Genomic DNA, 23366 nt, shown 5'->3' with positions numbered 1-23366 from the left:
TTGATATGAAAAAGAAAAGATTTTTAGCGTTATTACTTTTGTTTTCAATGTTAGGTTCTGGAGCAGTTTCTTATGCTGACAAAGTTGAAGATTTAAAGAAAGAAAAACAAAATCAAGAACAAAATTTAGAAAATAAGAAAAAATCAATTGAAGATATGACTACTGAAAAAGATTCAGCTTTTAAAGAAATTGTTGAAAAGCAAAAACTTATTGATCAGTTAGATAAAGATCTTACAGATTTGGAAGATGCGATAAATAAATTATCCGATGAAATTCAAGCCTCAAAAGAAAAGATTCAAGTTTTAGAGGGAAGAATTAAAAAGAATGAGGACCTTTTCAAAAAAAGAGTTCGTGTAATGTACGGAAATAAAGATTTAAACTCTATTGAGGTTTTGTTTTCTGCGTCTGATATAAGAGATTTTATTTCAAGATATTTTATGATGCAATCAATCGCTGATTATGATAAAAAATTAATTACAAGTTTAAAAAATGATAAGGCAACTTTGGTTAAAGAAAAAGAAAATCTTGAGGCTAGAAAAGAAGAAAAAGTGGCTAAAAAGAAAGAAATGGAAATAAAATATCAAACATATACTGAAGAAGTTGCAAAAAATAAACAACGTATTGCAAAGTTGGAAGAAAGTATAGAGTTTACAAAATCAGAAGTTGATAAATTACAAAATAAAGTTAAGAATTTAGATGCAAATATAAGTTTTGAGGAAAAAGTAAAAGCTGATATTTTAAGAGGAATGAATGAAAAGAAAATTCAACAAGGTATAGATAGTGGAGAAATAAAAGCACGTCCTTCAAACGGAGAAATGATGTGGCCATTAAGTGGATATTATTCAATCTCAAGTCCATTTGGATGGAGAAATGCACCTATTGGTAGTGGTGGAGAAAGACATAGAGGAATTGATATTCCGGCTCCAACAGGAACACCTGTATATTCAGCAACTGACGGTGTAGTAATTTCTTCAGGTTGGAATGGAAGTTATGGTAATGCTGTTATGATTCAATATACAAATAATATTGTTATTGTATATGGACATAACTCTAGCTTAATAGCTTCAGCAGGACAAAGAGTAAGTAAAGGACAAGTTATTTCTTTGGTAGGTTCAACAGGAAATTCAACAGGACCACATTTGCATTTTGAAGTAAGATACAATGGTTATCCGGTTGATCCTCTTAAATATTTGAATCACTAGGAGAAATAATTTATGATAAAAAATAAAAAATTGGTATCTTTTTTAGTTTTATTGATATTTGTGTGTTCATTTATATCATATAAAGCTGGAAAGAATTCATCAACATTATCAATTCAAAACAGTTCGAGTGGGGGAGCTTTAGATTATGGAAGTTTCCAACCTTTTGTAGATGCAATAAAAGAAAAATATTATTTTGATATTGATTATGATAAGATGAATACTGAAATAAAGAAAGCAATATTTTCTTCTTTAGGAGATCCTTATACTCAATATATGACTGAAAAGGATATGAAGGAACTTAAAAAGACCAGTACCGGAAAATTTATTGGGATAGGTGTTCAGGTAAGTGTTAATGATAAAGGAGAAGTAGTTGTTGTTGCTCCTATAAAAGGAGGTCCGAGTCAAAAGGCAGGTATTCAGTCGGAAGATGTTATTGTAAAGATTAATGACGAAGCACTAAATAAAAATGATTTGGAATCAGCTGTTAAACTTATGAGAGGAAATGAAGAAATTGGTTCAGAGGTTAAGGTCACAATTAAGAGAATTGTAGATTCTGAAGAAAAGATTATTGATTTTACTATAAAAAGAGAAGAAATAACTACTGAATCTGTAATTTCAAAACTTTTAGATAATGGAATATTATATGTTCAAATTACTAATTTTGCTGAAAAAACAGGAGTGGATTTTGAAAAAGCTATAGATGAAGGTCTAAGCAAAGGAGCAAAATCTTTAATCATCGACCTTAGAAATAATCCCGGAGGATTGTTAACAGCGGTTAAACAAGTAGCTGATAAACTTTTACCGGAATCTACAATTATGAAAATTGTAGATAGTAAAGGAAAAGAAACTTTTGAAAAGGCTAGTGGAAAAGGAATTGATATTCCTATAGTAGTTTTGATTAATAAGGGATCAGCTTCTGCGTCTGAAGTGTTAAGTGTTGCACTTCATGATAATAAGAAAGCTACATTAGTTGGAGAAAAATCTTTTGGTAAAGGAATTATTCAATCAATCTTCCCTATAAATAATGGTGGAAAGACTGAAGGAATAAAAATGACTGTTGCTGAATATTTTGGACCTAACGGAACAAAAATTCATAAAGTAGGATTGGAACCTGATTATAAGATTGAACAAAAAAATAATTCTAAAATTGGAATAGAACATTTGAATGAAGATAAACAATTACAAAAAGCGTTGGATTTATTAAAATAAACTTTGCAAATTATTGTTAGTTGTTAAATTGAAAAAAAAATGATATAATACCATTATGAAAATTTTAAATTTTTATAATGGTTTTTTTTTAGGAGGCGTTTTATGTCTTTTTATATGAATTCAGATAAAGGAAATGTTAGAAAAAATAATGAAGACAGTTTTCTTTTTGAAAGTTTTGAAAAATTGAATATATTAATTTTAGCTGATGGTATAGGAGGACACGAAAGAGGAGAAGTTGCGTCTAATTGTGCAGTTAATGTAGTTATGAATTATATAAAAGATAATTATAAATTGTATTCAAACTATTCACATTTGTTAGTTGATGCTTTTTGTGAGGCAAATAAAATTATTTATCAAATGAATTTAGAAGAAATTTCAGAAGGTGAACCAATTTCTCGAAAGACGATGGGGACAACTTTGGAAACTCTTTTGATAGACGGAGATACTTTATATTTTGCTCATGTTGGAGATAGTAGAATATATATTAAAGATGATAATTTTAAAATGTTGACTAAAGACCATTCTTTAGTTCAATATTTATATTCCAGTGGAGCGTTGACAGAAGAAGAAGTAGAGAATTATAGTGACAAAAATTCTCTTTTAAGAGCAATAGGAACAGAAAAATATATAGAAGTCGATGTTGATAGTATGAAGATAAAAAATAATGATATTTTGCTTGTATGTTCTGATGGACTTACAAATGAAATGAGTGATGATGAGATTTCAGAAATGTTAGACTTGAAATATAGTGCAAAAGAAATGGTTGATAATATTATATCTGCTGTTAAAAATGGTTTAGCAAGAGATAATGTTACTGTTGGAATTTTTAAAAATGATGAGGTGATTTTATGTTAGGTTCGGTTTTAAATGGTAGATATGAGATACTGGAAAAAGTTGGCATTGGTGGAATGGCCATTGTATATAAAGCAAAAGATATTTATTTAAAGAGAATTGTTGCGATTAAAGTTTTAAAAGAACAATATCTTGAAGATAAGGAATTTATTAAAAAATTTGTTATAGAGGCACAATCTGTTGCGAATTTAAATAATCAAAATATAGTTAAAATTTACGATGTTGGACAACATATCGAGAATGATAAGACATATAACTATATTGTTATGGAATATATAAATGGTAAAACTTTAAATCAGTTAATAAAAGAAAAAGGAAGATTAAATTCAAATGCAGTTGTTGCTGTATCTAAACAAATAGCAAATGCTCTTGATTGTGCACATAAGCATCATATAATACACAGGGATATAAAACCACATAATATTATTATAGATGAAAATTTGAATGTTAAGGTTACAGACTTTGGTATTGCAAGAATTGCCACAAGTTCAACAATAACTTATACTTCTTCAGTTCTTGGAACTGTTCATTATATTTCTCCTGAACAAGCAAAGGGAAAATTTATTGATGAGAAATCAGACCTTTATTCTTTAGGGGTTGTAATGTATGAAATGGTAACAGGTAGAGTGCCTTTTGATACAGATAATGCAGTTGGAATAGCTATGCAACATATAAATGAGCCGTTAGTTGAGCCGATTAGACTTGTTCCAAATTTAGAGCCTTGGATAAATTCTATAATTGTTAAATGTATGGAAAAAAATCCAAATGATAGATTTGATAGTGCTGAAAGTTTGATAAAAGCTTTGGAAGATAGAAAAATTGAAAAAAATCAAAAGGTTACATTTAACGACAATAGTGATAGAGCATTGTATAAGGAATCTGTTTACAAAACTAATAAGCAAAAAGACTTTGTTTCCAGTAAACCACCGGTTAGAAATACTAATAAAAATAGGGAAATACTTGATAAGAAAAAAGGAATTTTTGATCACAGTATAACCTATGTTATTTTAGCACTACTTATAGTTGTTTCTGTTTTCTTTATTTATAGACTAGCTGTTTCAAATAAAGCCGGAAATACTGTAAAAGTGCCACCGGTTGTAGGTTTAGAAAAAAATGAGGCTATAAAGGTTTTAAAAGATAAAAAACTTAATGGACTTATTGTAAAAACTGTTAGCGATGATTCTGTTGAAGCGGGTAAAGTTGTTAGTCAATCTCCAAGTCCAAATGCAGAGGCAAAAGAGGGAACAAATGTTGAACTTACAGTTAGCGTTGGAAAAAATAAAACAATAGTTCCAAATCTTTCTAATGTTGAGTATGATAAAGTTGAAGGATTGTTAAAGAAGAGTAATTTAACTTTAGGCAATGTTGAAAGAAAATATGACGATAAAGTTGAAGAAAATAAGGTAATTAGTCAAAGTATAAATTATGGTGAAGAAGTTGAAAAAGATACTAAGATAGATATTGTCGTTAGTAGAGGAAAAGAAGATAAGAAAGTTGAAGTTCCTGATTTAGTCGGTAAAACTGAGGCAGAGGCAGTTAAAATGTTATATGATATCGGACTTTTAGTAGGAAAAACTGAAAAGAAAGAATCTGAGCAAAAAGCTGGAACTGTAATATGGCAATCTTATGGAAAAGGGACTAAGGTTGATGCTGAAACTAAGGTTGATATAACAGTTAGCTCAGGAAAATCTGCTAAAGAAAACACTTTAGATATTACTTCTTCTAATGATCCGGGATTTGTTATAAAAAAATATACTATTGATGAACCTAAGAAAAATTATGTTTTATTAGTTACTAGAGATATGGGACCTAATGAAACAAGATTATATGAAAAAACAATGGTTACAAGTGGTGGAAAACTTACTATAAATATTAAAGCTAGGTTTGAAGAAAAATTCCACATTTATGTAAATGATAAGCTTGTACTATCAAATGAGAATTAATATGTTTGAAAATGGAATAATATTTGATATTTCAAAAGATTTATATTATGTAAAAACTGAAAATGGAAACTATATGTCTAAGGCTAGAGGTGTTTTTAGAAAACAAAAATTTTCTCCGATGGTTGGAGATAATGTTAAGATTGAAATTTTTGAAGATAATACTGCATATATTGTAGAGGTGTTTGAAAGAAAAAATGAAATTTTAAGACCTCCAGTTGTAAATGTTGACCAAGCCATTGTGGTTTTTTCACTAAAAAATCCTGAAATTTCATATAAGATTATAGATAGATATATAATGTATTATGAAATAATGAATGTTCCGATAATTTTGTGTTTGAACAAATGCGATTTGATTGGCGAAGAACTTGAAAGAGAGTTTAAAATCATTTATGAAAAGCTGGGATATAAAATTATATTTAATAGTGTGAATTTAGATAATAAAAAATTATTTAAAGAACTATGTGGGGACAAAATTTCTGTTATTACAGGTCCTTCCGGAGTGGGGAAAAGTACAATTTTGAACTATTTGAATCCAAATTATAATATTTGGGTTGGAGAAATTAGTAATAAGACAAAAAGAGGAAAGCATACTACAAGGTCTGCAACTTTATATGAGATTTTTGAAAATTCTTTTATAATAGATACGGCAGGTTTTACTTCTTTGGACATTACTAAATTTATAGAAAATGAAAGCCAAATTAGAGATGCTTTTATAGAATTTAAGTACAATTTAGAATGTAAATTTTCAGATTGTAAACATATAAATGAGCCAAGTTGTTATGTGAAAAATGAACTTGAAAATGGAAATATAAGTAAGAGTAGATATAACAGTTATCTATTCTACTTAAATGAGTATTTGAAAAATAGGAGGTATTAAATGTTAGAATTATCACCATCATTGTTGTCAGCTGATTTTACGAATTTAAAATCAGATTTGGAGGTGCTTGATAAAAACGGAGTTAAATATTTACATTTAGATGTAATGGACGGTATGTTTGTTCCAAATATTTCTTTTGGACCAATGATAATCAAACAGTTAAGACCTTTAACAAATATGGTTTTTGATGTTCATTTGATGATTGAAGAGCCGGATAGATATGTTCAAAATTTTAAAGATTCCGGAGCTGATATACTAACTGTTCATTATGAGGCTTGTAAGCATCTTCATAGAACTATATCATATATAAAATCATTGGGAATGAAGGCAGGAGTTTCATTGAATCCTGCAACAAATATTGATGTTTTGGATTATGTTTTGGAAGATTTGGATTTAGTTTTGATTATGAGTGTAAATCCAGGTTTTGGTGGACAAAGTTTTATTCCGTCAGCTATTGATAAGATAAAAAATTTAAGAAAAAAAATAGATGAGAGAAATTTGAATGTAATAATAGAAGTTGACGGTGGAGTTAAAACTACAAATGTTAAAGATGTAATAGATGCAGGAGCAGATTTAATAGTTTCAGGCTCTGATGTTTTTGTTGACAAAGAAAATAGAATTAAGGCTTACAAAGAGATTTTTGAAAATTATAAAAAATAATTTTTTGTGAGTTATCATACAAAAAAGATTGAACTCTCAATCTTTTTTATAGTTGAAAAAAGAAAAAGAGGTAAATATGTTTATAGATATTGCAAAAATAGAATTAAAAGCCGGAAAAGGTGGCGACGGTTGTGTATCTTTTAGAAGAGAAAAATACGAACCGGACGGAGGTCCTTATGGTGGTGACGGTGGTGACGGTGGTAGTGTAATTTTTATATCTGATGAAGGAGTTAGAACTCTTATGGACTTTAGATATAAGAAACATTATTTCGCACAGAATGGAGAAAACGGAAGAACAAAAAGACAATACGGTAAAAAAGGTGAAGACTTAATAGTTAAAGTTCCTGTTGGAACATTGATTAAAGACTTTGAAACTAATAGAGTAATTCACGATTTCAAAGTTAAAGATGATGAATTCATCGTTGCAAAAGGTGGTCGTGGAGGTAAAGGAAATGCAAGATTTGCAACAAGTACAAGACAAGCTCCAAGATTTGCACAACCTGGTAAAAAAGGTGAAGAAAGAACAATTAAGTTAGAATTAAAATTAATTGCAGATGTCGGCCTTGTTGGACTTCCAAATGTTGGAAAATCTTCTTTGCTTTCTGTATTAAGTGATGCAAAGCCAAAGATTGCAAATTATCATTTCACAACTTTAGAACCTAATTTAGGAGTTTGTAGAGTTGAAGAAAATAAATCATTTGTGATTGCAGATATTCCGGGGCTTATTGAAGGAGCAAGTGACGGAGTAGGGCTTGGTTTTGAATTTTTAAAACACGTTGAAAGAACTAGACTTTTGGTTCACGTTTTGGACGTTTCCGGAATTGAAGGAAGGGACCCAATCGAAGACTACAATACAATTTATAAAGAATTAGAACTTTATAATGAAAATATAAAAAATAAAAAAGAAATAATTGTTGCTAATAAAATGGACTTGCTAACTTCTAATGAAAATTTAGAAAGAGTTAGAGAATATTTTAAAGATAGAACAATATTAGAACTTTCAGCAGTTACACAAATGGGTGTAAAGGAATTAAAATATAAAATATTTGATGAATTATCAAAAATTGAAATAGATTATGAAACTTTTGATGAAGAATATGAATATGTAGAAGACCCTGAAAAAGAGGCTTATGAAATTTATAGTGAAGATGGAACTTTCTACATTGAAGGACCACTTATCGATTATTTAGTTTATATAACAAATTTTGAAGATTATGATTCATTAAAATATTTCCAAAAAGTTTTGGCTGATAAGGGAATAATTGAAGAATTAAAACAAAAAGGTGTAAAAGAAGGACAATCCATTGTAATCGGTGAAATGGAATTTGAATTCTTTGAATAAAGGAGAGTATATGATAAATCCAAAACAAAGAGCATTTTTAAAATCTTTGTCGCACTCTATGGAGCCTGTTATGAATATAGGTAAATATGGAGTTAACGATGAAACTATAAGACAATTAGATTTAGCTTTAGAAAAAAGAGAACTTATAAAAATAAAAATTTTAAATAACAATTTAGATGATAATAAACAACTTGTTGAATTGGTTTTACAAAAAACTAGAGCAGAATTTGTTCAACATATTGGAAATAAATTTGTTATTTATAGAAGAAAAAGAAAAGATGAGAACAGAATAGAGTTACCATAATGAAAATAGGAATTTTTGGTGGGAGTTTTTCTCCCGTTCATAATGGACATTTGCAAATTGCTGAGGATTGTTTAATTGAAATGGGACTTGATAAAATTATTTTTCTTCCCAATTCTAAACCGCCACATAAAAATGTAGAAAAGTTTTCTTTTGAAAATAGAGTTAAAATGTTAAAACTGGCAATAGAGGATAATGAAAAATTTGAGATTTCTCTTGTTGAAGAAGATTTTTTAAAAACGCATTATTCATACAATACAATGAAAGAAAATTTTTGTAATGGTAAAGATAAATTTTATTTTATTATGGGTGATGATGAATTTTTAAATATTAGTTCTTGGTATGAATATGAGAAATTTTTAGAAATAACTTCAGTTATAGTTTTTTTGAGAAAATATAATTTAGATTTTATTTTAGATAAAAATAAATATTTAATAGAAAAATATGATATTAATATCGTGAAAAATTCTGTAATTTCAATTTCTTCAACAGATATTAGAAATAGAATGAATGGAAAAAAATCTATAAAATATTTAATCCCTAAAAAAGTCTATAAATATATATATGAAGATTTGAATTATTTTGATATTAATAAGATAAAAAAAGATTTAAAAGAAAAACTTTCAAAAAATAGATATGAACATTCATTAAGAGTTGCAGATTATTGCAAAAGACTTGCTAAAATTTATAAAGTTGATGAGAATAGAGCGTATTTATCCGGACTTGTTCATGATTGTGCCAAAAATTTGGAAGAATTTTATATGTTGAATAAAAAATTAAATTCTGATATAATATTTGATACTGAAGAAAAAGATAATGAAAATCTTAAACATGCTCCGATAGGTGCAGTTGTTTGTAAAGATTTATATGGAATTTTTGATGAAGAAATAATTTCAGCTGTTCGTTATCATACAACAGCAAAAGAAAATATGACTTTGCTTGAAAAGATTTTATTTATATCTGATAAAATTGAGCCTGGTAGGAAGTATGATACAGTTGATGAGCTTAGAAGACTTGCTGATTTTGATATAGATAGAGCTATTGTAAAATTTTTAAATGATAGTTTTGAATATTTAGAAAAAAAATCACAACAAGTTCATCATCTATCTGTTAAGGCAAGAGATTATTTAATAAATAAGGAGTAGTTTTATGGAAAAACTTGATATTATATTAAAAGCATTAGATGATAAAATTGCAGAAGATGTTATAACGATAGACTTGAAAGAAAAATCATCTATTGCTGAATATTTTGTTATTGCGACCGGAAGTGTAATTAATCACAATCAAGCTATTTGTGATGAAGTTGAATTCCAATTAAAAAAGAATGATATGGACTGTTTCGGTACAGAAGGATATAAAGACGGAAATTGGATTTTGTTGGACTGTGGAGAAGTTATAGTTCATATTATGACAAAAGATTATAGAAGCTATTACAATCTTGAAAGATTGTGGGCATAGATTTTAGGAGGGAAAGAAATGAGCGTAGAATTTTTAAAAACTGAAAAGGCTCCAGCAGCTATTGGACCTTATTCACAAGCTGGAAAAGTTGGTAATTTAATATTTGTTTCTGGACAATTACCAATCACTAATGGAGAATTACAAACTGAAATAAAAGCAGCTACACTTGCTAGTTTAACAAATGTTTTAGAAATAATTAAAGCAGGTGGTGGATGCTTAGAAAGCATTGCAAAAGTTAATGTATTTGTAAAAGATATGAATGACTTTGAAGCAATCAATGGAGTTTATGCAGAATTTTTTGGTGACCACAAACCAGCTAGAGCTTTAGTTCAAGTTGCAAAATTACCAAAAGATGCTTTAATCGAAATTGAAGCAATAGCAGCTGTTTAAAAAATATTTTTAATACTGATGTGAAAGCATCAGTATTTTTTTATGTAAAATATAAAAATTTTCAAAAAAAGCTTGACAAAATTAAATAAATGATTTATACTATTTGAGTATTAGATTTGCACCTTTAGCTCAGTTGGCAGAGCACCTGACTCTTAATCAGGGTGTCCAGGGTTCGAACCCCTGAAGGTGCACCAAGATTGACAGCTGTTTTATATAGCTGTTTTTTATTGTTGTGAAATAATAAATTTTTATGATATTGACCTGATGTGAAGAATTTTGTGATATAATATTATTATCAAAAGAGACTTTCATTCTTGTTTTTTAGTTAATTTAATTATACAGATTGTATTATATCTTTAATATGATTAATATTATTCTGATAATTTTTTAGTTTTATTTAAAGTTTCTATTGTAAAATTATTTAGGATAATTTTGTGGAGTTTTTAAAAATTTTAATATTTATATAGATTTTTAAAAAATCTATAATTTTTTTGAGTATTGTACAATGTTAATGTCGTAAATTAATATAATAATTTTTAGGAGTGTTTATGAAGAGGTTAAAAGCGTTAAGTGTAGCAATAATTTTATCTTTAGTCATTTCTTCTACATTTTTACATTTTTATACTAAAGAGGAGAAAAAAGAGTTTGATGAATTATCCGTTCATAATAATTCTATAAGATATAATGATTCTCCAAATAAATATAAATCTCATGATGCTATAACGAAAAATATAGGGAAAGGTACTATAATACTTTTAGGTTCTTCTGAACTTATAGTAACAAATGATTGGAAGGAGCATCCAAGACAATTTTTAGATTATTCAGATAAAAATATTATGCAAATTGGAGAGGGATTTTATCAATCTATAATTCAAGCTGTAACTTTGGGCTCGATTGGAGAAAAATCACCGGTAAAAACTGTAAATTTAATTTTATCTATGCAATGGTTTGAAAAAAATGGAATGAGTCCTGAAGCTTTTCAACCTAGATTTTCAATAGATCACTTGTATAATTTATATAAAAACAAAAAAATTTCTAAAGAAACAAAAGATAAAATCTATAATAGAATTTTGGAGCTTTCAAAAGATAATTCTGCTGTAACCGGAATGGTTGAAAGATTAAAAAGAGATAATCCTGTTGATAATACAGTAAACAGTGCTAATGCTGAAAAGTACAAATTGATTGCAAATAGTAAGTTTCTAAAATCATATCATAGGGATGACAGTATAAATGATAAAAAAGCTCCTGAAAGTTTTGACTGGGAAAAGTTTAGAAAAGAAGCTTTTGAAACAGCAAAAGAAGAATCAAATGACAATAGATTTTTTATGTATAATAAATATTTTGACAATAATTTTAAGAAAAATTTTGCAAAATTAAAAAATTCTGCAAAGAATACAAAATATAGAAGTGAAGAAGAATATGGAGATCTACAATTGTTTTTAGACGTTGCAAGAGATTTGGGCTTTAAAGTTAATCTTATTTTAGTTCCTCTTCAGGGATATTGGGCTGATTATACCGGAGTTCCAAAGGATGAAAGAGAATACTTTTATAAAAGAATTAGAGATATTTCAGCAAAAAATAATGTAAATTTAATTGATTATAGTAAATATTCTTATACAAAATATTTTTTTAAAGATGCTACACATTTAGGAAGGATTGGACTTTTACAATTACAGGAAGATTTATTAAAGTATAATAATGATTAAAATAAAATATATTTTAAATTCAACAAATTCTCCTAAATGATTGCAAAAAAATTTTAAATGGTATATAATAAGTAGCCGATAAAATTTTAGGAGGACGTTATGGATTTAAAATCAAAGATTAGAGTTATTGAAGGATTTCCGAAGGAAGGAATCAGTTTTAAAGATATAACTACATTAATTAGTGATGGAGATGCTTTTAAAGAAGCTGTAGATATTATAAAGAAAAATTTAGAAAATAGAAACATAGATTACATAGTTGGACCTGAGGCAAGAGGTTTTCTATTTGGTTCAGCGGTTGCTTATGCTTTAAACATTGGATTTATTCCTGTTAGAAAGCCCAGAAAATTACCGGGAGAAACTGTTTCTTTTGAATATTCACTTGAATATGGAACAGATGTTTTAGAAATTTGCAAAGGAGCATTAAAAAGTGGAGATAGAGTTGCAATAGTTGATGATTTACTTGCTACTGGTGGAACAATTAATGCTTGTGCTAAATTGATTGAATCACAAGGTGCAAAAGTTGTTTCAATGCAATTTTTAATGGAATTAACTGAGCTTAAAGGTAGAGAAAAGAATAAAGACTACCAAATAGATTCTGTTTTGGAGTATGATATTTAATGAGAATTGATAAATTTTTAAAAAATTCACGTCTTATAAAGAGAAGAACTGTTGCAAAAGAGGCTTGTGAGAAGGAAAGAATTTTTAGAAATGGTAAGGCAATGAAACCTTCTGACGAAGTTAAGGTTGGAGATATTATTGAATTAAAATTCGGAAATTCTGAAGTAAAAATTAGAGTTTTGGATATAACAGACAGTCAAAAGAAGGAAGATGCTCAAAAAATGTACGAAAATCTTTAAAAATCTCTAAAAATCTTTAAAAATCTGTAAAAACTGTTGAAAAATTATATTTTTTAGTATATAATCATATTAGATAGGGGTGATAGCTTGATGAATAAGAAACATAGAGGTCGAGTTAGACTTTACTCTTTAATATTTTTAGTTTTTTGTATCGTTTTTGGAAAAACTTTTATTTATCAAGTTCGTGAAAAAAATAGATTAAATGCTAAAATTAATTCTTTGGAAGAAAGAAAAGATAAGTTGAATAGTGAAATTATTGAGGCTAAGGATAATCTTCAAAAGGTTGATAGTGAAGAATTTGTTAAAAAAGTAGCTAGAGAAAAACTTAAAATGATAGAAAAAGATGAGATAGTAGTAAAGTATAAGGATTAAGACTGATAAATTAATATGGAAGGGAGCCGAGTATTTTTGCTCGGTTTTTTTGATTTTATGAAGAATAGATTTTTAAAAATTTTAAAAAATTATAATTTTAATAATGTGGGAATTTTACTTGCTGTTTCAGGTGGTAAAGATTCTATGACAATGTTAGATTTGTTTAATTCTTTTAAAGATGAATTTAAACTTAATTTAATTGTTTGCCATTTCAATCATTCTTTGAGGGATAATGCCGATAGAGATGAGAACTTTGTTAGAGAACAATGTGAAAAGTATGGTTTGAAATTTTATTCTAAAAAGGAAGATGTAAATAAATTTTCAGTTGAGAATAGACTTTCTACTGAAGAGGGTGCAAGAATTTTAAGATATAAATTTTTTGATGAAATTAAGAAAAGTGAAAATTTAGATTATATTGCAACTGCTCATAATAAAAATGATTTGGCAGAAACTGTTATTATGAGAATTTTAAGGGGAACCGGTATTAACGGTTTGGTTGGAATACAGTCTGAAAGAGGAGATTTGATTAGACCCGTTTTGGATTTTTCAAGAGTAGAAATAGAAAATTATATCAAAGAAAATGATATTCCTTTTGTTGAAGATGAAACTAATTTTGAAGATATTTATAGTAGAAATAAAATTAGGTTAAATCTTTTACCTATGTTGGAAAGGGAATATAATTCTAAGATTTGTGATGCACTTTGTAGATTGTCAAACATTGCCTCAGATTATAGTAATATTTCAAGAGAATATATTTTTTCTAAAAAAGGAAATTTATGGGATTTTGATGGAGATAAAATTGTTGTTGATATTTCTAAATTACGTTTAGAATCTGTTTCGTTTAGAAATATTTTATATAGAGAATTTTTTGAGTTTATAAGTAAAAATCCAAATGGAATAAGTTATAAAATAATTGAAGAAATAGATAATTTGATTTTTGCAAAAACGGGTAAATATATAGAGATAAAAAATGTTGTTTTTAAAATTGAATATGATAAATTACTCGTTTACAGTAAAAATATTTTGAAAAATTCAGAAAATGATTTTTATTTTGAAAATTTAGATTTTTCTTTGTATTCTACAAAATTTTTTGATATAATTATAGAGTATTCAAATTTTGAAGAATTTAAAAACTTAAAACAAAATAAAGATATGTTTTTTATAAATAAAAAATATCTTAGTTTGTTAAAAATTAGAAATAGAAAAAATGGAGATTTTTTAGAGTTTGAATTTGGCAAAAAGAAACTTAAAGATATATTTATTGACGAAAAAATAAGTAAAGATATTAGAGATGATATACCTATTTTTGAAATCGAAAATAATATTGTTTGGGTTTCTAATATTAGAAGGTCTAATAAATATTTGGTTGATAGATTAGATGATATTGTAAAAATTAGAGTTTTATCAAAGGAGAGATTATGAAAAGATTAGATTGTATCGTTAAGTCAGATATGAAAGAAGTGCTATTCGATGAAAAAACTATTAAAAATAGAGTTGAAGAGCTTGGTAAAAGTATAACTGAATATTATGAAAATGAAGATGCCGAGCTTGTTGTCGTTGGTATTTTAAGAGGGTCAAGTTTGTTTTTTGCAGATTTGATTAGAAATATAAATTTACCAATTTTAATAGATTTTATGGCTATTTCATCTTATGGAAGTTCATCAGAAAGTGGAGTTGTAAAAATTGTAAAGGATTTAGAGGCTGATGTTACAGGAAAAAATATTTTAATAGTTGAGGATATTATAGATACAGGTAAAACTTTAAAATATCTTTTTAATTACTTTAAAGAAAGAGGAGCCAAAACAGTTAAGGTTTCCAGTATGTTAGATAAGCCTGAAAGAAGACTTGTTGATATTTCCGGAGATTTTGTCGGTTTTGAAGTTCCAAATGACTTTATAGTTGGTTATGGTTTAGATTATAATCAATCATATAGAAATTTACCATATATAATTTCGTTAAAAGAAGAAGTTTATAAATAAATTAATTAGGAGGTAGAGCGTGAATAAGAAAACTAAAGCGTATCTTATATATTTGATACCGGTTTTATTTTTAGCTGTATATTTCTTTGCTATAAAGACTTCAGCTCCTGTCGTTAAGGAATATACTGTTACAGAAATCGTATCAAAGATAAAAAATGATGAAGTTGCTGAGGTAACTACTCAAGGAGCTTATATAACAGGGAAATTAAATGATAAAGATAAAACAGAATTTAAAACTTATTTGCCACAAGAATTTAGATTTAAATTTTATGATAACTATCTAAAGGCTAAGGTTGACAATAATACTTTAAAATATAATGGTAAAGCTGAACCTACAAAACCATTTTATCTTGAAATTTTACCAACTCTTATAATTTTAATAGGACTTGGTGTACTTTGGTTTATGTTTATGAGACAAGCCCAAGGTGGTGGAAAGGTAATGAATTTTGGAAAGAGTAAAGCCAGACTTCATAAGGATAAGAAAAATGAGGTTACCTTTGGAGATGTTGCAGGACTTGAAGAAGAAAAAGAAGAATTACAAGAAATTGTAGATTTCTTAAAATCTCCTAAAAAGTACAGCGACATTGGTGCCAGAATTCCAAAAGGTGTATTAATGGTTGGACCTCCGGGAACAGGAAAAACTTATCTTTCAAGAGCTGTTGCGGGAGAGGCAAAAGTTCCTTTCTTTAGCATAAGTGGTTCAGATTTTGTTGAAATGTTCGTTGGGGTTGGTGCCTCAAGAGTTAGAGATTTATTTGAAGAAGCAAAGAAAAATGCTCCTTGTATAATTTTTATAGACGAAATTGATGCTGTTGGTAGAAGAAGAGGTGCCGGACTTGGTGGTGGACATGATGAAAGAGAACAAACATTAAACCAATTACTTGTTGAAATGGACGGTTTTGGTGTTAATGAAGGAATTATCGTTATGGCTGCAACAAACAGACCTGACATACTTGACCCGGCTATCTTAAGACCTGGTAGATTTGACAGACAAATTTATGTTGGTATTCCAAATGTGAGAGAAAGAGAAGCAATACTTATGGTTCATACTAGAAACAAGAGATTGGCTCCAGATGTTGACCTTAAGGTTATTGCTAAACATACAACAGGATTTACTCCGGCAGACCTTGAAAACTTGTGTAATGAGGCTGCACTTTTATCAGCAAGATATGGTCAAAAAACTATCACTATGAAAGTTTTTGAAGAGGCCTCAATAAAAGTTGTTGCAGGTCCTGAAAAGAAATCAGCAGTTGTTACAGATAGAGATAGAAAGATTACTGCATATCACGAGGCAGGTCATGCTATTGTTTCAAGATTTGTACCATTATCAGATCCTGTTCAAATGATTACTATTGTTCCTAGAGGAAGAGCAGGTGGATTTACTGCTTATACTCATGATGAAGATAGTCAATATATGACTGTAAACGGAATGAAATCAAGACTTGCAATGATGCTTGGTGGACGTTCAGCTGAACTTATAATCTTTGAAGATTTTACAACAGGTGCATCAAATGATATTGAAAGAGCAACAAAACTTGCAAGAAATATGGTTACAACTTATGGAATGAGTAGTAAAATTGGCCCTATAAATTATGATATGGGCGAAGAAGAAACTTTCTTAGGCAGAGATTTTGGCAAGGGAAGAAATTACTCAGAAGATATTGCAAAACTTATTGACGGAGAAGTTAAGGATTTACTTGATGAGGCTTATGCTACTGCTCAAAGAGTTTTAAATGAAAATATTGAATTTTTACATGCTGTTGCTAAAAAATTACTTGAAGAAGAAACTGTAAGCGGAAAAGATTTTGAAGATATGTATAAAAAACATATGGGTATCGAAGAAAAAGTCGAAGTTACAGAAGAAGTTAAAACAGAAGAAGTTAAACCAGAAGAAGTAACTAGCGAAGTAGTCGAAGAAACTGTTGAAAAAGTAGAAATAGAAGAAAATAAGGAAAATTAGAATTAAGTAGAAGTTCGCTTCTACTTAATTTGTATGGAGGATTTTATGAATAGTGGAGATTGGTTATTAATAGTATTTGGAGTAGTTTTAATATTTGTAATAAAGAAAATAGTTGCTATGTTCCAAACAAGAAAAAAATTAGAAGGAGAAATATCAACGATTAAACTTAGAGGAAGAACTGTTTTACTTGCTTTGTCCATCTCTTTAGTCGGATTTGGAGTTGTTTATACAATAAAAATTAGAGATATTTACAGTATAGTATATATTTTAATCGGACTATGTTATTGTATCGTTTCTCTTGATAAATTATACATTGCAGAAAATGGATTTTGTTTTGACGGAAAATTTGCTGAATTTAAAAAAATAAAAAAATGGACTCCTATTAGCAATAAATTTTATGAAGTTGTTGTTGCAGGAGATATGAAAGATGAAACTTTAACTATTCCACTAGATAAGGAAAATTCTGAAAAACTTTCTATTATAATAAAACAAAATAAGGCAAGACCAAAGGCTAAAAAGTAATGAAGTTATACGAAGAAAATAATTTAGTAATTTTAGAAGATGTCGAAAATTTTGATGCCAGAGCAATATTTACTTGTGGTCAGGCTTTTAGATGGTATGAGGAAAAAGACGGAAGTTTTACAACTGTCCATTTAGGTAGAGTTTTAAATGTTTTAAATGAAAAGGATAGAGTTGTTTTCAAAGGGACTAATTTAGAAGAATTTAAGAAAATTTGGTTAGATTATTTCGATTTGAATACAAACTACAAAGAAATAAGAAAAACATTATCTGGTAATGAAATTTTAGTAAATGCAATGGAATATGGTAAGGGAATTAGAATACTGAATCAAAATCATTTTGAAATGCTTATCAGTTTTATAATTTCTGCAAATAATATGATTCCAAGAATAAAAAAATCCATTGAAGTAATTTCTATGAGATATGGAAAATTTATCTGTGAAGATGAAAATAGAAAATATTACTCATTTCCAACGGTTGAAGAGCTTAGTAATACAACAGTTGAAGATTTAAGAGAATTTGCAAAAGTCGGCTTTAGAGATAAAAGAATTTTTGATACGGTTAATATGATTTTAAACGATAAAATTGATTTAAATAGTTTTGAAAGTTTAGAAACGGATATTTTAAGAGAAGAACTTTTAAAATTCTCCGGTGTTGGAAATAAAGTTGCCGATTGCATTATGCTATTTTCATACAAAAGAGGAGAGGTTTTTCCCGTTGACGTTTGGATAAAAAGAGTTATGGAAAAACTTTTCATAAAACAAGAAACACCTGTAAAAAAAATAGCTAAAGAGGCGAACAGAATATTTGGAAAATATGCAGGATATGCACAACAATATCTTTTCTACTATGGAAGAGAAGAAAAAATAGGTAAATAGAAAATTGTAAATGAAGGGGAAACCCTTCATTTTGTATTTAATTCTAAAAAATACTTGACAATATATATAATAGTATGTGTAAAATATTATTTACAAAAAGAAAATGGAAAAGAAGTTGAAAAAGTATATTATGTAGATGATAATGGAAATATTGAAGGAAGAGAATTTACTCAAACACAAAAAGAAGTAACATTCAAAACAAATCATTTTTCTAAATATGCAATTTTATATAAAACAACAGTAAAAAAACCAATTATAGAAAAAGCTAAAACTAGAAATTCATTAGCAAAAACATAAATATCAAGTTATTCATTAGTTTTAACGGGACTAGCTTTAGCTGGAACTACTTTTACATTAAAAAAAAGAAATAAATAATGAAAAAGACAGAAATTTTTAAAATTTCTGTCTTTTTTTTAAGTGCAGACAAAACTAATGCTTTGTCTGCACTCTGAGACTGAGTTTATTATAAACTTAGTCTTTTTAATTAAATTGTTTTTAGAATTTTTTGTAAACTTTTGTAAATCATTGGTACTAATATTGAACAAACAATTATTTCAGGAATACCATTAGATATTGCGATTGTGAATAAAAATTTTGCCGGATTAATTTTTAGAACTTCATAAAGTTGACTTGAGCAGAATATGTATGCCATTGATAACACACCGAATGTATTTATCATTGTTCCTATTATACTTGCGATTATCACATTAAATACATTTTTTATATATTTTTTTACAAAGTTAAATGTGTAATATGTTCCAAGTCCTATTAATGCTCTTGGTAATACTGAAACAAATGGATTTATAAACATGAAGGACAATGGGCTTATGCCTGATAAATGTTGAAAAAATGAAAATAATCCAAAAATTAATCCTACAAAGAAAGATACGGTTGGTTTTTCGATTAATGCGATTAAGACTATTGGAATGTGTACGGTTGTTATTCTAACAGGTCCTAATGGTATGAATCCGATAGGTGAAAGTGATAAAATAATTACAAGTGCACTTAATATTCCAATTTTTGTTATAGTTTTTGTTGAAATGTTTTTCATAAATCCTCCTTTATTTTTATGTAAAATTTATTGAAATAAAAATTTTAAGTATTTCAACACGAGTCTAATTATATCAAATTTTTCATTTTATAGCAAAAGTTCAAAAAATTTTTCAATATTTTTTTGTTTTTTTTATGTAAATTTGATATAATTATATTTAATGATAAAATAGTTTTTATTGTTAAACAACAAGGTTCTTATGGATACAAATGATTTGAATTATTGTGAAAATATGGAGGTCTTGTTGGATTAAATTTTTATATAAATGGAGAAATGATGAAAAAAGTTACTTTGATTGCAACTTGTGCTTTTGGACTAGAGGCGATTGTTAAAAGAGAGATAATAAAATTAGGTTTTGATGATATAAATGTTTCTGATGGTAAGGTTGAATTTTTGGCGAATGTTAATGATATAGCAAAGGTTAATCTTTGGGTTAGATGTGCAGAGAGAATTTTGCTTAAATTAGATGAATTTAAAGTTTTAAGTTTTGAAGATTTATATCAAGGAATAAAAAAGATAAAGTGGGAAGACTTGATTTCAGAAAATGATAAATTTCCCGTTAATGCAAATAGTGTTAAGTCTAAACTTTTCAGTTTATCAGATATTCAAAAAATTACAAAGAGGGCTATAGTTGATAGGCTAAAAGATATTTATAATGTTGAATGGTTTGATGAGAGTTCAGATGCTTTGTATTATATAGAAGTTTCTATTTTAAAGGATATTGCGACAGTTACTGTTGATACTTCCGGAGAGGCTTTGCATAAGAGGGGATATAGAAAAAGAGCAGGAGATGCTCCTCTAAAGGAAACTTTGGCAAGTGCTATGATTAGTTTATCTTTTTGGGAGCCAAGCAGAGTATTTTATGACCCATTTTGTGGAAGTGGAACGCTTTGTATTGAGGCATATATGATTGGAAGAAATATTGCTCCCGGAATTATGAGAAATTTTGCTTTTGAAAATTGGAATTTACTTGATAAAGATGCTTTAAAAAATGAAAAAAATAGAGCGAGAGCTTTAATAGATTATGATACAGATTTAAAGATTTTAGGATCAGATATAGATAAGCGTTCAATTTTAAGAGCTAGGGATAATGCAGATATTTTAGGTGTCAAAGATGAAATTTCTTTTTTCATAAAAGATATGAGAGATGTTGATTTATATAATGAGTATGGAGTTGTAGTAACTAATCCACCTTATGGTGAACGTATGGGGGATATTAAAGAAGTAGAAAGACTTTATAGAGATTTTGGCGAAAAATTTAAAGAGTTAGACACTTGGAGTGTATATCTAATAACAAGTATGGAAAGTTTTGAAAGGTTGTATGGAAAAAAAGCTGATAGAAAGAGAAAACTTTTTAATGGAAGAATAAAGGTTGACTTTTATCAATTTTATGGGCCTAAACCAAAGTAATGGGAGATAACAGTATGTATATGGATAATTTTACACATTGGAATTTTGAGTTAGTAGATTTTATGGAAGATTTGGTTAGAGTTTTCGATAAAACGGGATTAATTGTTTATACTAATTCAAGTATGAAAAAATTTTTAGAAAATGAAGAAGGAAAGTTTTGCTTGTTTTCTGAAGATAATTCAGATAAAGATGATAGAGTTTTTTCTTCTTTGAAGTGTGTTGCTCCAATAGGTTGTAGAGATGATGTTACTACTGAGTTGTTATCAGTTGGAGGAAGAGATTTTTTTGTAAAGAGTAGTCCTATTTTTAACTCTAATAATGAGTATTGGGGTTGTATTGAAGTTTTTAGAGATATTACAGATGTAAATAAATTACAAAATGATTTGATAAAATATCAAAAAATGATAAAGAATGATATGCTAACTGCATCAGATATTCAAAAGAGTCTATTGTCTAAGTTGAATCATATTGATGGATTGAGTTTAGAATATAAATACATATCGTCCGAGCAGTTATCAGGAGATTTTTTTGATGTTATAGAATTACCAAATGATAAAGTTTGTGTTTATATGGCGGATGTTATGGGACATGGTATTTCAGCAAGTATGATAACTATGTTTATAAGGTTTTCAGTTAGAATGTTGGTTTATGGTCGAAAAATTGAGTATCCTAGAGAAATACTTACGGCTTTATCAAGGGAATTTTCAAAGTTGAATTTAGAAATGTATTTTACAATATTTTTAGGAATTTATAATAAAAATACTTGTGAGTTTGAATATTCAAATGCCGGACATAATTCTATTCCTATTTTATTTAATAAAAATAAAAATTTACGTTTAGAGTTGAGTGGATTACCTATTTCTTGGTTATTCCAAGATAGTGGATATTCTGTTGGTAAAGTTAAACTCTGTCACGGAGATTGCCTTTTGTTTTATACAGATGGGCTAACTGAAACTAAAAATGAAAATAGAGAAGAATATGGAGAAGAAAGATTTTTTAATGCAGTGGATAAATATAAAAATTCTCTTTTAGATAGGGAGCTTTTAGATAAATTAGTTGAAGGTGTTTCTGAATTTAGATACGGAGTTCAAGAAGATGATATTGCATTATTAAGTATGAGGGTTTTGTAGATGGAATATAATAATTTTGAAATTGACTTTTCAGAAGATTTATGTTTTGATAATTATAGAGAAAAAGGCTTTAAAGCTCTTGATTTCATTTTGAATAAAAATGGATTGGGAAATAAATTTTTAGGTTGGGTTACTCATCCTGAAGTTTATGATAGAGAAGAATATAGTAGAATGAGAATTTTATCTGAAAAGGTAAAAAAGGCAGAGGTTTTAGTTGTAGTTGGGGTTGGAGGAAGTTTTCTCGGCTCTAAAGCGGTTATCAAGGCATTAAAACCATATTTTAAGCAAAATGGTCTGGATATTGTATTTGCCGGAAATAATTTAAGTGGTGATTATTTAAGTGAATTGGTTGATTATATTAAAGATAAAGATTTTTATATAAATGTAATTTCAAAATCCGGAAGTACTTTTGAAACAGCTATTGCTTTTAGAGTTTTAAAAGAGCTTTGTGAAGAAAAATATGGAAAAGAATCTGTAAATAGAATTATAGTTACAACAGATTCAAAAAAAGGAATATTAAAAGAATTTAGCGAAAAAGAAGGTTATGAAACTTTTTGTGTTCCTGATGATATTGGAGGAAGATTTTCAGTTTTAACTGCCGTTGGATTATTTCCAATTATGTCTGCCGGAATTGATACTGATGCTATATTACTTGGAGCTAACGACGGACTGGAAGAATATACGAAAAAAAGTTTAAATAATGTTGCTTTAAAATATGCAATTATTAGAAATGCAATGTTTGAAGATGAGAAAAAAGAAATAGAATATTTAGTAGCTCACGAATTTAAACTTTCTTATTTTCAAGAATGGTGGAAACAATTATTTGCAGAAAGCGAAGGTAAAAATGGTAAAGGACTTTATGTTGAAAGTGCTATTTTCACAAGAGATTTACATTCTTTTGGTCAGATGATTCAAGACGGAAATAAGATAACTTTTGAAACTATAATTGAAGTTGAAAATTTAAAAAATGATATTATAATTCCTTTTGTTGAAGATGATTTTGACAAATTGAATTACTTATCAAAAAAATCTTTAAATGATATAAATAAAGTTGCTGTAACAGCAACTAGAAAGGCTCATACAGACGGGAAAGTTCCTACTGTAAAGATAAAAATTCCAAGATTGGACGCATATAATATTGGTAAATTAATTTACTTTTTTGAAATGTCTTGTGCAATTTCAGCCTATATGTTAGGGGTTAATCCTTTTGACCAACCTGGAGTTGATAATTATAAAAAAAATATGTATCAATTATTAGAAAAAATGTAGA

The 23366-nt window shown here is 27.9% G+C and carries 25 protein-coding genes and 1 tRNA gene; 25 read left to right on the top strand and 1 reads right to left on the bottom strand.

Features of this window, described 5'->3' with window-relative positions; translation table 11 throughout:
* Positions 1–5 precede the first annotated feature (5 nt).
* The 22 genes from HMPREF3181_RS03310 (at position 6) to HMPREF3181_RS03205 (ending at position 18802) form a co-directional block, all read left to right on the top strand.
* Complete coding sequence (locus HMPREF3181_RS03310; RefSeq protein ID WP_068472951.1) at positions 6–1202, top strand: murein hydrolase activator EnvC family protein; 1197 nt, start codon at positions 6–8, stop codon at positions 1200–1202.
* Between the two features lie 12 nt (positions 1203–1214).
* On the top strand, positions 1215–2411 hold the full coding sequence (locus HMPREF3181_RS03305; protein WP_231723260.1) for a S41 family peptidase: 1197 nt from the start codon (positions 1215–1217) through the stop codon (positions 2409–2411).
* A gap of 102 nt (positions 2412–2513) precedes the next feature.
* The gene (locus HMPREF3181_RS03300) at positions 2514–3266 is read left to right on the top strand and encodes a PP2C family protein-serine/threonine phosphatase (RefSeq protein WP_068472948.1); all 753 of its coding nucleotides are present in this window, start codon (positions 2514–2516) and stop codon (positions 3264–3266) included.
* On the top strand, positions 3260–5206 hold the full coding sequence (gene pknB, locus HMPREF3181_RS03295) for a Stk1 family PASTA domain-containing Ser/Thr kinase (RefSeq protein ID WP_068472945.1): 1947 nt from the start codon (positions 3260–3262) through the stop codon (positions 5204–5206). The genes HMPREF3181_RS03300 and pknB overlap by 7 nt, the downstream gene beginning before the upstream one ends.
* Before the next feature lies 1 nt (position 5207).
* Entirely contained in the window at positions 5208–6083 is an 876-nt protein-coding gene (rsgA, locus tag HMPREF3181_RS03290) for a ribosome small subunit-dependent GTPase A (protein WP_068472942.1), read from the top strand.
* Positions 6084–6743 (top strand): ribulose-phosphate 3-epimerase, encoded by a 660-nt coding sequence (rpe, locus tag HMPREF3181_RS03285; RefSeq protein ID WP_068472939.1) that lies wholly within the window; start codon positions 6084–6086, stop codon positions 6741–6743.
* A 76-nt stretch (positions 6744–6819) separates the two neighbouring features.
* On the top strand, positions 6820–8085 hold the full coding sequence (gene obgE, locus HMPREF3181_RS03280; RefSeq protein ID WP_068472936.1) for a GTPase ObgE: 1266 nt from the start codon (positions 6820–6822) through the stop codon (positions 8083–8085).
* 10 nt (positions 8086–8095) lie between these two features.
* Entirely contained in the window at positions 8096–8389 is a 294-nt protein-coding gene (gene yhbY, locus HMPREF3181_RS03275; protein ID WP_068472933.1) for a ribosome assembly RNA-binding protein YhbY, read from the top strand.
* Positions 8389–9531, top strand: coding sequence for a nicotinate (nicotinamide) nucleotide adenylyltransferase (gene nadD / locus HMPREF3181_RS07955; protein ID WP_082713888.1), 1143 nt, complete (start codon positions 8389–8391; stop codon positions 9529–9531). The genes yhbY and nadD overlap by 1 nt, the downstream gene beginning before the upstream one ends.
* Before the next feature lie 4 nt (positions 9532–9535).
* The gene (gene rsfS / locus HMPREF3181_RS03265) at positions 9536–9844 is read left to right on the top strand and encodes a ribosome silencing factor (protein ID WP_068472930.1); all 309 of its coding nucleotides are present in this window, start codon (positions 9536–9538) and stop codon (positions 9842–9844) included.
* An 18-nt stretch (positions 9845–9862) separates the two neighbouring features.
* A complete protein-coding gene (locus HMPREF3181_RS03260) occupies positions 9863–10234 on the top strand; it encodes a RidA family protein (RefSeq protein ID WP_068472928.1) in 372 nt (123 codons plus the stop codon).
* Positions 10235–10352: 118 nt separating this feature from the next.
* Positions 10353–10428: transfer RNA gene (locus HMPREF3181_RS03255), tRNA-Lys, on the top strand.
* Between the two features lie 354 nt (positions 10429–10782).
* Positions 10783–11940, top strand: a complete 1158-nt coding sequence (dltD, locus tag HMPREF3181_RS03250) for a D-alanyl-lipoteichoic acid biosynthesis protein DltD (protein WP_068472925.1) — start codon at positions 10783–10785, stop codon at positions 11938–11940.
* A gap of 99 nt (positions 11941–12039) precedes the next feature.
* Complete coding sequence (locus HMPREF3181_RS03245; RefSeq protein ID WP_068472923.1) at positions 12040–12558, top strand: adenine phosphoribosyltransferase; 519 nt, start codon at positions 12040–12042, stop codon at positions 12556–12558.
* Positions 12558–12797 (top strand): RNA-binding S4 domain-containing protein, encoded by a 240-nt coding sequence (locus tag HMPREF3181_RS03240; RefSeq protein WP_068472921.1) that lies wholly within the window; start codon positions 12558–12560, stop codon positions 12795–12797. Before HMPREF3181_RS03245 ends, HMPREF3181_RS03240 begins: the two co-directional genes overlap by 1 nt.
* Positions 12798–12887: 90 nt before the next feature.
* Positions 12888–13169, top strand: coding sequence for an FtsB family cell division protein (locus HMPREF3181_RS03235; protein WP_068472919.1), 282 nt, complete (start codon positions 12888–12890; stop codon positions 13167–13169).
* Positions 13170–13205: 36 nt separating this feature from the next.
* On the top strand, positions 13206–14591 hold the full coding sequence (gene tilS, locus HMPREF3181_RS03230) for a tRNA lysidine(34) synthetase TilS (RefSeq protein WP_231723259.1): 1386 nt from the start codon (positions 13206–13208) through the stop codon (positions 14589–14591).
* Positions 14588–15148, top strand: coding sequence for a hypoxanthine phosphoribosyltransferase (hpt, locus tag HMPREF3181_RS03225; protein WP_068472917.1), 561 nt, complete (start codon positions 14588–14590; stop codon positions 15146–15148). Before tilS ends, hpt begins: the two co-directional genes overlap by 4 nt.
* Positions 15149–15167: 19 nt before the next feature.
* Positions 15168–17108 carry an ATP-dependent zinc metalloprotease FtsH gene (gene ftsH, locus HMPREF3181_RS03220; RefSeq protein ID WP_068472915.1) on the top strand — a complete coding sequence of 647 codons (1941 nt, stop codon included), beginning with the start codon at positions 15168–15170 and terminating at the stop codon, positions 17106–17108.
* A gap of 45 nt (positions 17109–17153) precedes the next feature.
* Entirely contained in the window at positions 17154–17630 is a 477-nt protein-coding gene (locus tag HMPREF3181_RS03215; protein ID WP_231723258.1) for a DUF5673 domain-containing protein, read from the top strand.
* On the top strand, positions 17630–18505 hold the full coding sequence (locus tag HMPREF3181_RS03210) for a DNA-3-methyladenine glycosylase family protein (protein ID WP_068472914.1): 876 nt from the start codon (positions 17630–17632) through the stop codon (positions 18503–18505). The genes HMPREF3181_RS03215 and HMPREF3181_RS03210 overlap by 1 nt, the downstream gene beginning before the upstream one ends.
* 54 nt (positions 18506–18559) lie before the next feature.
* On the top strand, positions 18560–18802 hold the full coding sequence (locus tag HMPREF3181_RS03205) for a hypothetical protein (protein WP_068472912.1): 243 nt from the start codon (positions 18560–18562) through the stop codon (positions 18800–18802).
* A gap of 187 nt (positions 18803–18989) precedes the next feature.
* Here the strand turns inward: HMPREF3181_RS03205 and HMPREF3181_RS03200 are convergent, their stop codons facing one another.
* Positions 18990–19556, bottom strand: coding sequence for an ECF transporter S component (locus tag HMPREF3181_RS03200; RefSeq protein ID WP_068472910.1), 567 nt, complete (start codon positions 19554–19556; stop codon positions 18990–18992).
* 276 nt (positions 19557–19832) lie between these two features.
* On the opposite strand from HMPREF3181_RS03200, the gene HMPREF3181_RS03195 reads away from it, so the two are divergent.
* Genes HMPREF3181_RS03195 through HMPREF3181_RS03185 form a run of 3 tightly spaced genes read left to right on the top strand, consistent with a single transcriptional unit; the run spans position 19833 to position 23365 of the window.
* Positions 19833–20966 (top strand): THUMP domain-containing class I SAM-dependent RNA methyltransferase, encoded by a 1134-nt coding sequence (locus tag HMPREF3181_RS03195; RefSeq protein WP_068472908.1) that lies wholly within the window; start codon positions 19833–19835, stop codon positions 20964–20966.
* 14 nt (positions 20967–20980) lie between these two features.
* Positions 20981–22096: a SpoIIE family protein phosphatase gene (locus tag HMPREF3181_RS03190; protein WP_068472906.1), complete on the top strand. Its 1116-nt coding sequence runs from the start codon at positions 20981–20983 to the stop codon at positions 22094–22096.
* Positions 22097–23365, top strand: coding sequence for a glucose-6-phosphate isomerase (locus HMPREF3181_RS03185; protein ID WP_068472904.1), 1269 nt, complete (start codon positions 22097–22099; stop codon positions 23363–23365).
* Position 23366: the final 1 nt, after the last annotated feature.

Origin of the sequence: Parvimonas sp. KA00067, assembly GCF_001553085.1 — a bacterium.
Classification (GTDB): Bacteria; Bacillota; Clostridia; order Tissierellales; family Peptoniphilaceae; genus Parvimonas; species Parvimonas parva.
Note: the sequence above shows the minus strand (reverse complement) of the source record. Positions and strands in the feature narration are given on the sequence as shown.